The organism is Chrysiogenia bacterium, assembly GCA_020434085.1.
In the GTDB taxonomy this organism is placed as follows: domain Bacteria; phylum JAGRBM01; class JAGRBM01; order JAGRBM01; family JAGRBM01; genus JAGRBM01.
The window spans coordinates 1-9,520 of sequence record JAGRBM010000107.1 but is presented as its reverse complement, the minus strand read 5'-3'; the positions used below and the strand labels follow the sequence as shown (position 1 = coordinate 9,520).

General features: G+C 62.9%; 8 protein-coding genes. 3 read left to right on the top strand and 5 right to left on the bottom strand.

Annotated elements, in window-relative coordinates; translation table 11 throughout:
* Together KDH09_03610 and KDH09_03605 are read right to left on the bottom strand one after the other, a co-directional pair.
* Positions 1-965: GMC family oxidoreductase N-terminal domain-containing protein (locus tag KDH09_03610; protein ID MCB0218758.1), on the bottom strand; the 965-nt coding region annotated here is incomplete at its 3' end.
* On the bottom strand, positions 962-1,633 hold the full coding sequence (locus KDH09_03605; GenBank protein MCB0218757.1) for a gluconate 2-dehydrogenase subunit 3 family protein: 672 nt from the start codon (positions 1,631-1,633) through the stop codon (positions 962-964). The genes KDH09_03610 and KDH09_03605, both read right to left, overlap by 4 nt.
* Positions 1,634-1,792: 159 nt before the next feature.
* On the opposite strand from KDH09_03605, the gene KDH09_03600 reads away from it, so the two are divergent.
* The 3 genes from KDH09_03600 to KDH09_03590 all read left to right on the top strand — a co-directional run bounded on the left by KDH09_03600 (position 1,793) and on the right by KDH09_03590 (position 4,595).
* On the top strand, positions 1,793-2,524 hold the full coding sequence (locus KDH09_03600) for a hypothetical protein (GenBank protein ID MCB0218756.1): 732 nt from the start codon (positions 1,793-1,795) through the stop codon (positions 2,522-2,524).
* A gap of 187 nt (positions 2,525-2,711) precedes the next feature.
* A complete protein-coding gene (locus KDH09_03595) occupies positions 2,712-3,887 on the top strand; it encodes a response regulator (GenBank protein MCB0218755.1) in 1,176 nt (391 codons plus the stop codon).
* A gap of 114 nt (positions 3,888-4,001) precedes the next feature.
* On the top strand, positions 4,002-4,595 hold the full coding sequence (locus KDH09_03590) for a hypothetical protein (GenBank protein MCB0218754.1): 594 nt from the start codon (positions 4,002-4,004) through the stop codon (positions 4,593-4,595).
* A gap of 66 nt (positions 4,596-4,661) precedes the next feature.
* Here the strand turns inward: KDH09_03590 and gshA are convergent, their stop codons facing one another.
* From gshA to KDH09_03575, 3 genes are all read right to left on the bottom strand, one after another.
* Positions 4,662-5,942 (bottom strand): glutamate--cysteine ligase, encoded by a 1,281-nt coding sequence (gshA, locus tag KDH09_03585; protein ID MCB0218753.1) that lies wholly within the window; start codon positions 5,940-5,942, stop codon positions 4,662-4,664.
* A gap of 148 nt (positions 5,943-6,090) precedes the next feature.
* A complete protein-coding gene (locus KDH09_03580; GenBank protein MCB0218752.1) occupies positions 6,091-8,415 on the bottom strand; it encodes an RDD family protein in 2,325 nt (774 codons plus the stop codon).
* A gap of 87 nt (positions 8,416-8,502) precedes the next feature.
* Entirely contained in the window at positions 8,503-9,285 is a 783-nt protein-coding gene (locus KDH09_03575; protein ID MCB0218751.1) for a 2OG-Fe(II) oxygenase, read from the bottom strand.
* Between the last annotated feature and the right edge of the window lie 235 nt (positions 9,286-9,520).

Below are 9,520 nucleotides of genomic sequence, written 5' to 3'. Positions count from 1 at the left end.
TCCATGAAGAAGCCCTTGCGATCGGCGCCCCAGTAGGCCCACTCGTGGGAGCCCATGGTCGCGGTCGAGCCGTAGTAAAGCATGATCGGGTCTTCGAATTCCGAGAGCGCTGCGGTCACGGGCTGCAGGAAGGTGCGCTTTCCGACGCGGCCGTTGGCATTGCCCACGCCCGAGCGAAGCAGCAGCGCCGGCGTGTTGATGGCCCCGCCGGCCAGCACGACCCAGTTGGCCTTCACGGTTATTTTCTTGCCATTGGGCTGGTGGGTATCGCGGTCGAGCACGCTGCCGCGCAGGGTGCTGACCTTCCGGCCATCGGTCTCAATCGTATCGACGCGCACATCGGCGTAGAGGTCCGCGCCGTTGTCCATGGCATCGGGAATCATGGTGATGTGCATCGCCTGCTTGGCATCGGCCGGGCAGGCCATGAAGCAGTAGCCCAGGTGGGCGCAGTTCTTTACGTTGCGCAGCGTGGTGTCCACCTGCCAGCCAAGTTTCTTCGCCCCGTCCCAGAGCACGCGGTTGTTTTTGTTCACGGCCTCGATGGGGATCTTCTTGATGTTGAGTCGCTCTTCGATGCGCTTCCAGTGGGGGACAAGTTCCTCGTGGGTGACCTTGACCCCGTGGTCCTCGATCCAGCGCTCGACCGTCTGCTCAGGAGTGCGATAGCAGATGGTTCCGTTGATCACCGTGCCGCCGCCCACGGCGCGGCCCTGGAGCACCATGATGGAGAGGTCCTTGGTCGCGCGGGCGCCCTTGTCCTGGTAGAGCAGCTCCATCATCTGCATCTCGCGCATGTTGAATTCTTCGGCGGTGTGATAGCCGCCCTCTTCGAGGATCAGCACCTTCTTGCCCGCCGCGGAAAGTCGTTCGGCCGCCACCGCGCCGCTGGCGCCCGAGCCCACGATGCACACGTCGGTTTCGAGGGTAAGATCGCCGGTGATGTCTTTTCCCTGATGAATGCTCATGGCCGGCTCTCCGTTTCGGCGGTTTCGGGTGCCTGCTTCTTTGCCAGGCGCGCCGCGCGCTCGGCGGCCATCACTGTGCGATTGATCTCGCGGTAGGCCAGCGCTGTTTCCGTGGGCGGGCCTTCATAGCCGATGTGTTTCCACGTTTCGGGGAACGAGTAATAGATCATCCCGGTGAGCCGGCGCAGCGCGATGAAGATGGTGCGCTTGAGCTCGAGCCCCGAGTGTTCCCAGTTGCTGAGCGAGCGTGCCCGGGCTTCGGGCGAGAGCTTTGTAAACGGCGTGATGCGCCCTTCGAGAAGGAAGCTGAAGAGCGCGTTGTCGAACATCCCGACCAGCGTGCGAAATTCCTTCCGGGTATGCTCGTCGCGGCGGGAAAACATCTCGTCGATGCGACGGGCAACGTCCAGCTTGCTGGGCGCGGGAACGTCGGGCCCTGTGGAGGGGCAGATCGCGTCGGCGAGCGCGGCGAGAATCGAATATTCGCGGCGGGTGAGCACCTTGAGCCCGCCCGCGGGCATCTCGCGCAGCGCGCTGTCGCGAAGTGCGAGCCCGACGCCGCCGACCGCGGCCAGGGCCGTGCCGGCCAGGCCGATCTTCAAGAATCCGCGTCGGGGGATCGCCCCTTCGGCGGCGGACTCGCTACTACCGGTCTGATTGTCACTCATGGGGCAAAAGCCTACTCCCGAGGCAAACCCGCGCGCAAGGCGTTTGATCTGCGGGACAGCGTTTGCGAGGGACCCTGGGCGGGCGGCGTTGCTCTTTTTCTGCAGGGAATGATAGATTGTCCCCTTCAGATCGTATTTTGCAGAGTGTGGAGCAGATCAATGAATTCTCGATCGATTCTTCGGTATTTGGGTGTCCTGTTTGCGCTGGTGCTGGCAGTGGGTTGTGGGGGAAAGCTTCCCCAGCGCGGAAGTGCAGAATTCGACAAGCGGCTCCGCGAGGGTGAAATCCTCGTCGGCACTGAGGATGTCGAGGGCACCGGGCTCAAGGTCGTGCGAGCCATGGGCTGGACCGACGTTCCGCCCGATGCGGTGTGGGAAGTTTTCAAGGATCTCAACAACCTGCATACCTTCCTCTACCGCGTGGAGGAGAGCAAGGAGCTCCCCATGCACGGTGACAAGCGGGTGTTCCGCATCGTCGTGAATGCGCCCGCGGTAGCGTTGGCCGCCGGCTATGATCGCATGGTGATGGTCGCCGAAATCGAAGAGAGCGTGAGCTCGGACGGCACTGTTCGCCGGGCGGAGTTCACTTCGATTCAGGGCAACATCAAGCGCGCCTATGGTTCATGGAGTGTTGAAAACTTTGGTCCCGACGGGAAAGAAACGCTCGTAACCTTCAGTATGTTTATCGATTTTGGCAAGACGTACATTCCCGACAGCACGGCGAACTACTTTGTTACGGATTTCCTTGAACGATGGGGCGACGACCTGCGCAACTACGCACAGGACCCCAACAACCGCGTGAAACTGGAAAAGGCGGCTGCCCTTCGCAAGGGTGCGGATCCCTCCGAAGTGGGACCGAAGCTCGACAACATCGGCGATTTTCTCCAGTGATTTTGTTCCATTAGACAAATGCTGATGCATCGAAGGGCCCCGTATGGGGCCCGTTTCATTTGTAATGCGGAAAAGCGTTGGGCATCCGGGGCCGAGTTGCCTAGAATGACGCATTGCGGAAGGCGGCCGCGATGAGCCGAGATCGGGCGAGAGTCGGGGCGCAATGCCGTCCCAGTGGAGCGCGTTCGTGGACCGGGTAATTTTACTGGTAGATAGCGAGGCTGCAGCCAGAGGGGTGCTGGCAACGCAGCTTGCCTCCCGCGGTTTCAAGGTGCATCAGGCCTCCAACGTGGAGGAAGCGGTCGCTTCTTTCGAGGCCGCTCCCGCCGGACTTCTTGTCTCCGATGTGATTCTCCCCGACGGCACTGGTTACGACCTGATCTCCCGGTTGCGCAATCTGGAGGGGGCCGCGGATCTGCCGCTCATTCTGATGAGCGACCTGCCCAAGAGCCCCGGCGAGCGCGCCCACGCCAAGAGCGTCTACAACGCGCTCGCCATGCTGGTAAAACCTTTTCCGCTCAACACGCTCATCGATGTGCTGCGCCAGGTCTTCGACATCAACGAGCGCGACGCCCTTCCCTCGCTCTCGAGTCTCGACGAATCGGTGCGGGGCAAGATCATCGAGGGCGAGATTCACCCGACGACTTTCTCGAAGCTGTTCTGTCATTTCTACCGCTCGGGCGCGACGGGCGTGCTGCGCATGGATCGCGGCCCCGAGCATCGCGAGATCTACTTTGTGAAAGGCCAGCCTGTTTTCGCGGGATCCAACGTCGAAAAAGAGGGCGTGGGCCAGCACATGATGCAGATGGGCCAGCTCAAGCTGGTCGACTACCAGCGCGCGCTGGAGATTCAGCGCTACGGTGGCGGCAAATTCGGCGAAAACCTCGTCGACCTGGGCATCATGAGCGAGGAAACGCTCTACAAGACCCTGCGTTTTCACCTGCGCGAGAAAATTCTGGCAGCCTTCGGCTGGCGCGAGGGGCGCTACGAATTCAAGTTCACCGACGAGTTCGTGAAGAAGGTCGAGCAGTTCAACTTCAACGCCTACGACCTCATTTTGACCGGGGTGCGGCGTTTTTACCCGGTGGAAACACTCCGGGGTGAGTTGCTCAAGCTCTGGGAAATGCCCCTGCAGGTGACCGACTACGGTCGCCGGGCCCAGCATCACTGGAAGCTTCGCGCGCCGGAGCAGCGAATTTTTGACCGATTCGACGGCACCACGCCGCTCAAGGAAATCATCGAGTCCGAAGAGGGTAAAACCCAGGCCGCCGCGCTGGCCATCGTCTACACCTTCCTGTTGCTTGGGGTGGTGGAGGTCCGGCTCTCCAGGGCAGGCGATCCGGGCGCCCAGGCCAGCGCCTGAGCCTTCGGGCGAGCCCGGCGGCCCCCCGCCCGCTGCTCCGGGTGGTTGTAAGGCGCTTCAGTTCCGGCTATTCCATGCCCCATTGTTCGCTACTTCGGGAAGGCAAGGGAGTCCATGAACAATCAGACAAATGGCAAGGCGCATTTGTTCCGGGTGTTGCTGATCGCGTTGCTGACGCTGCCGCTGATAGCGGGTTGCCAGCATGCGCTTCGCACCCGTGGCAGCAAGGATCCGACGATTCGCTGGTATCCGGTCGGTGAGACGCACGAGTTCAAGAGCCAGTACATCCTCGATCACTATTACTACCAGCGCGATCTGGCGCCGATCGAGGGCATCTGGATCGGCAAGATGCTCAGCCGTTACAACCCTTCAACCAATTACGACTACCAGGTCGCGTTCATCCCGAACAACCGCAAGCTCTTTCCCGAATACGACTATGTGGGCGTCATCATCAACCGCGATGTGAGCTTCCAGACCCGCACGCGATTCTGGAAGCCCGGCCAGATCATGTACGTCCTGAAAAAGACCGATGACCCGTTCAAATACGAGGGAGTCTGCTACTGCAGCGGCGTGCTGACCTATCAGGACCCCGAGGACGTGACCCTCGACATTCGCAACAGCAGGCTGATCGAGTACGAGCTGGGAATCGGCATCGATGCCCAGCTTCGGCGTATTTTCCCCAAGGGCCAGTACCTCAATCCGTATTGATTTCTTGATCCGGTAAACGAAAAAGCCCGCTCATTGAGCGGGCTTTTTTTGTTGTGTGGCGCAGTTTCAGGCCGGCGCGGCGACCAGCTCTGCGGGCTCGCTCTCATACTCGGCGCGTTCGACGCCCACGGCCAGCGCCGCAATCTGGGAAACCAGCGCGTAGGAGATCACCCGTTCGTGGGAGAGCCGCCAGGCATCGCCCTCGGGGTTGCCCTCCATGTGGCTGTGGTAGCAGATCTGCTTAAACTCCATGCCGCGGGAATTGAGATTCTCGCGCGGGCCTTTCTTGGCATTGAGGCGGAAGAATCCGCCGATCACCTCGCCACCGACCAGATAGAACACCGGCTCGCTGGCTTTGCCTTCGCGCTCGTCCACGGTGGGAATGCCTTCCTGAATGATCACTTCGGAAACCGGCCGTCCGCCCTTGCTCACGCTCATGCGGTTGCGTTCCTTGCGATTGAGCTGCAGCAGTTCCTCGCCCGAGTCGGCAACCATGACAGCCATGCCATAGGTGCCCGCATCGCTTTTGACGACCGCGTAGGGCTTGTCGGAAATTCCGCGGCTCTCGTGTTCGGCGGCGCTGGCCGCGCAGATGCGATCAACGCCCTGCGCAGCGGCGTCGAGCCCCTCGCCCGTGGCGAAGTCCACGCCCGAAGCAGTCTCGAACGCGGTGGTGAGCTGCCAGGGGTCGATGCCCAGGACGTCCGCTACCTCGGTAGCCAGCTGGTTGTAGGCGGCAAAGTGGGTGCTCTTGCGGCGGCGCCACCAGCCCAGGTTCGCCGCGGGAACGAGCGGCTGATCGAGCTGGGCGAGCTGTTCGGGAACTCCGGCAGAGAGATCGTTGTTGAGCACCAGCAGGTCGGGCGTCACGTCCGCCGAGCCCAGGTGCGAATTGCTGCGATGGGCGCGATGAAGCTCGAGCTTCTCACCGCTCACCGGCACTTCGGTGCGCTCGCGGGCGAGTTCCTCGGCGAAGGAGAGAACCTCGACCTTGAAGCCGGCGCTTTGGAGAATCTTCTGAAGGGAGAGCAGGTTGGCGAAGTAGGGAAGGTTCGAGGTGTGCGACTCGGCCACGATGCCGATGGTGCTGACCCCCTCGCCCAGCATGCGGCTGACGGCGGCCTTGAACTGACCGGAGGCCAGGTCGAGATCGCCCGAACACAGGTTGTTGAAGCCGCCGGGGAAGACGTTGGTATCCACGGGCACGATCTTCCAGCCCGAATCGCGCAGATCGACCGAGGCGGTAAAGGGGGGCCGCACGCGCTCGCGCGTCGATTCGAACCAGGCGGCTAGGGCATCCTTGCGCGCGGCAATGCGTCCGGCCAGTGTGTGGGAGAAGAGTTCCATGGTGAAGGTGCGCCTCGCTGGTGGCTTCGGCCGGAGTTCGTGTAGCCCCAATCGGGCACCAAAACCAAGGCCGCGTGCCGCTCCCATTCTATCAGAGTTTGGCCCACGTGCCGTTCAGGGCGCGGGGCAACGTCCTCTAGATGCGCCCTCAGGCGGGAACGATTCGGGTTCTTGCCTTCTTGTCGTGGAGGGCGCGACCGCGCGGATCGCGCGATATAGCCAGAAAACCCCAGCAAATTCCATAGGTTAACCAGTAGGACCAGAGCCAGCGGCGAAGCGCCTGCCCCAGATTCGGGCGCCCACGGCTGATCTCCGAGCGCACGCGCAGGCCCATAAATCGAAGGCCCTGGGTCTGTCCGGTCAGGGCCACGTAGCCCACCTGGTAGAAGGCATCCAGAAAGAAGCGCAGTACCAGTACGGCAGCCAGCACTTCGAGCGGCGCGGCCCCGCCGGCGCTGCCGTGGGCCGGCCCCACGCCCACCCCGGTGGCGAGGTGTGCCAGGAAAACAAAGCCGCAGGCCAGCCCGAGGGTCAGCAGGTTGTCGATGGCAAAGGCCAGGAGCCGCCGCCCGGCCGCCTTGTTGCGGAATGTCCGAGCCGTGGGCAGCGCGCCGGTACTCATGCGCGTACTGGCCTCTCCCAGAATGTCGGCGGTCGGGAAGTCGCCGCTTCGCTCATGGGAATTGCCCAGTGCCTGCGCGCTGGCCGGATGGCTGGGAATGGAGAAGTGCGGAAATGAAATTTGTGTGCGCATGCGCCCGGGGCTGCTGACCAGCGTCTTTTCCCCGATGTCTTCGGACTCGGCGGGCTCGGAAAGCTTTGCCGATACGACGGTCTGCTCGGGATCGGCCTGCGCGTCAATCTCGGCGCGCGCGATGGCATCTTCGAGGTCGATCTGCTTGGGGCTGGTCAGGCTGCGCTCGCTGGTGGCATCGAGCAGCGCATCGAAGGCCGATGGCGTCGTCGAGGGTACCGAAGGGAAGCTCGGTTCCTCGGGAAGCTCCTGTGAGATCGCATCGAGGTTGGCCGCATCGAACACGCTGGGCGTCACCTCTGTGGTGTCGCCATCGAAGGCAGTTGTTTCGTCGTCGAAGGCCGTGGTGTCCCAGGCGCTGATCTCGCCGGGTTCTTCGACCGATTGCTCTGCAGCCGGAGCGCGCGCGGCCGCGGCGTTGAGGCGGTCGGTCAGATCCAGAGAGGTTTCGCCCGCGACCTGCGATTCCAGGGGCTCGGGCGCGACAAGCGATTCGAGTGATACCGGCTCGGGTTCGATCTCCAGCTCGGTGGCCGTAATGGACCCCTCTTCGGGGTTTTCGACCGGCAGTTCATAGGGGTGCACCACTGCCGTGGGCAGGGTGAGCTCGGCCTTGGGGTTGCTCACTTCATCGGTTGTCAGTGCGGGGCCTTCGGGCGTCTGGAGCGCGTTGAAAGCGGCGACGAAGACCGGGTCCGTGCCGCTCTGGCCGCCGGTGATTTCACTTGTCTCACCCGTTTCCATCGGAGCGCTCGAAAAGCCTTCGGTGGCGATGGCCTGGGCGCGCGCGATTTCCTCTTCCATGCGCGGGCTGCTGGGCTCGGCATCATCACGCAGCAGCGCGGGCAGCTCGGGGATCGGCGTGGGATCGTTGACGACCGAGCCCGTAAACTCATCGTCGTCCATGGCGACGGCGTCATCGGTGGAATCGCCCATCTCCAGGTCTTCGGGGTGATCGGGCAGGTCGCCCGCCATGTCGGCATCGAGCTCGCCGGTGAGCGCTTCCTCTGCATCGACGATATTGTCGCTGCGCGAATCCTCGCCGGCTTCCATCTGCTCGGCTGCGTCAGCGGCCGCTTGGGCCTGCACGCGCGCGAGCTCGTCGCGCTCGGAGATCTGCTTGAAGAAGCCCGACCAGTCGGTGGCCTCGCCGAGCGCCTTGTCGAGCATGTCACCCAGCGCGCCGGAGGTATCGGCCGTGATGTCGCCGGTGGTCTCGGCGCTCTCTTCTTCGAGGGCTTCGCTTACAGGCGCTTCGATGGCCGCGGCGGTTTCGGGTTCTGGCGTGTCTTCGGGTGCGTCGTAGTCCACCGGGAAATGATTCTCAGTGGTGTCGCCCACGGATTCTTCTTCGGTGATGTCCACGACGCGAAGGCCCGGACGCGGGGGCTCGGGCTGCGTCTGGGCCTCTCCCGTGACCGGCAGGTTCGGGTCCGAGGAATCGTCATCGTCGTAGGCCAGTGCCGCCGCAGTCGCGAGCGCGCCGCTCATGCTGGCCGAACCCCGCGAGGAACTCAGTGAGCGCGAGCCCGTGCCGGAAAAGGACGGATAGCTCACGTCCCCCACGTCGTCGCTGCCCGCGCTGGAGGCGGCTGCGGGGGCCGGCTCATCGGACACAGGGGACTTGGGCGCCTCATCGGAGGGCGCAAGGGTCTTCTCACACTTGGGGCAGTGGGCCTCTGGATCGAGGAGGAGATAGCCGCAATCAGGACATCGCATGGGTAAAAGCTTGGAGTAGCCCTTTACCCTCGCCTACGTAACCACCGAGACTAACACGACTTTTTGGATTTAGCCAAGACTTTTTCGTCAGGCGGCGTGGGGCGGCAGGCCCTTGGGGCCACGGTCGCTGCCGTGATCGCCGCCGCGGGCCCCCCGGGCGCCAAAAACCCGGCCGAAGCCGAAGTAGGCGATGGCGTCCTTCATGTTCGAGACAAAGCGCAGGAACCAGTGCATGGACTGGTCGGTGACGAATTCCATGGTGACGATGTAGCGCTGCTGGCCCTCGCCGAGCGGCGTGACCGCGTGGTGGAGCTTGTCGCCGTCGAAGACCACCAGGCATCCGGGCGGCGTGGCGGCTTCGCCCTCGACGACTTCGTGCCCGTTGTTTTTGGTGTGCAGCCGGTAGGCCAGCTTCGAAGTGGACTCATCGACCAGCCCGACGAGCACTGTGAAGCGCTGGCCGCGATAGTAGGACGTATCGTAATGCCAGCCGATGTGGTCGCCCGGCTCGGTGTAGGCATAGAGCGCGCAACGGTGCAGGTCGCTGTCGGGACAGTGCTGAATTTTCGCACCGGTGAGTCTGGCAACGAAATCGAAGAATTCGGGGCTCGAATAGACTTCGCGGATGGTGGGCGCGAACTTGCTCAGCGTATTGAAATCGACGCTGCCGCCCTTCTTGTGGCGCGGAATGAAATTGCGATGAATGCGCGGGCGGAGCTGATCGAGCTCGGCCTGCCAACGCGAGAGCAGCGCCTCGGGGAGGAATTTCTCCACGAACAGGAACTCATCGTTGGCCAGATACTCCTGGCGCAGTGCATCGATGTCGAGGTCGTCGAGGGCTTGCTTGAGAAGGGTGCGAGTTTCGTTCATCGGACCGCTCCGAGGCGTCCCCTGAGTCTTCATGGAGGGAACGCGGCGAGTATGTACTTGCGGCGCCACGCCGACAAGCACCTCTCTGAGGTCATCGACAATCGCCGCGCAACCAGATGGATGCACGCGCATCGCACAAGGATTCGGGAGTCTTCATTGGTGGCTGGGCGGGCTCTACGGACTAGACAGAGTTGTTCAGTAGTAATCGTCGTAGCCGCCGCCCTCGGTAGCGGCC

Coding starts and splice junctions, on each gene's coding strand:
- KDH09_03605 (MCB0218757.1), bottom strand. CDS start 1,633: ATGAGTGACAATCAGACCGGTAGTAGCGAGTCCGCCGCCGAAGGGGCG.
- KDH09_03600 (MCB0218756.1), top strand. CDS start 1,793: ATGAATTCTCGATCGATTCTTCGGTATTTGGGTGTCCTGTTTGCGCTG.
- KDH09_03590 (MCB0218754.1), top strand. CDS start 4,002: ATGAACAATCAGACAAATGGCAAGGCGCATTTGTTCCGGGTGTTGCTG.
- gshA (MCB0218753.1), bottom strand. CDS start 5,942: ATGGAACTCTTCTCCCACACACTGGCCGGACGCATTGCCGCGCGCAAG.
- KDH09_03580 (MCB0218752.1), bottom strand. CDS start 8,415: ATGCGATGTCCTGATTGCGGCTATCTCCTCCTCGATCCAGAGGCCCAC.
- KDH09_03575 (MCB0218751.1), bottom strand. CDS start 9,285: ATGAACGAAACTCGCACCCTTCTCAAGCAAGCCCTCGACGACCTCGAC.